The 658-nt window shown below is 49.7% G+C and carries 1 pseudogene; it reads left to right on the forward strand.

Annotated features, from left to right (window positions below):
- Positions 1-658: pseudogene (locus SU60_RS14210) on the forward strand (transketolase-like TK C-terminal-containing protein); the annotation flags it as partial.

Consider the following 658-nt stretch of genomic DNA (forward strand, 5'->3'; position numbering starts at 1 on the left):
GCAACATTCCTAATGTTCATGGAGTACGCACGTAACGCAATGCGTATGGCGGCTCTGATGAAAATTCAGAACATCCAAGTCTACACGCACGACTCTATCGGTCTTGGCGAAGACGGTCCAACTCACCAACCGGTTGAGCAAATGGCTTCTCTACGTCTTACGCCAAATATGAGCACTTGGCGTCCATGTGACCAGGTTGAGTCTGCAGTGGCTTGGAAACTGGCTATCGAACGTAAAGATGCGCCAACCGCGCTTATCTTCTCTCGTCAGAACCTAGCACAACAAGAGCGTACCGCTGAGCAAGTTGCTGATATCGCAAAAGGGGCTTACATCCTGAAAGATTGCGAAGGCAAACCAGAGCTTATCCTGATTGCAACAGGCTCTGAAGTTGAGCTTGCAGTAGAAGCGGCTGCGCAGCTATCGGCAGAAGGTAAGAAAGTACGTGTTGTATCAATGCCATCAACCGATGCATTCGATAAGCAAGACGCCGCTTACCGTGAAGCAGTACTTCCGTCAGACGTTACAGCACGCATCGCTATCGAAGCAGGTATTGCAGACTTCTGGTACAAGTACGTTGCTTTGACGGCCGTATCATCGGTATGACAACCTTCGGTGAATCTGCCCCAGCAGGCGAACTATTCAAGATGTTTGGTTTCAC

Origin of the sequence: Vibrio mytili, assembly GCF_000830505.1 — a bacterium.
Lineage (GTDB): Bacteria > Pseudomonadota > Gammaproteobacteria > Enterobacterales > Vibrionaceae > Vibrio > Vibrio mytili.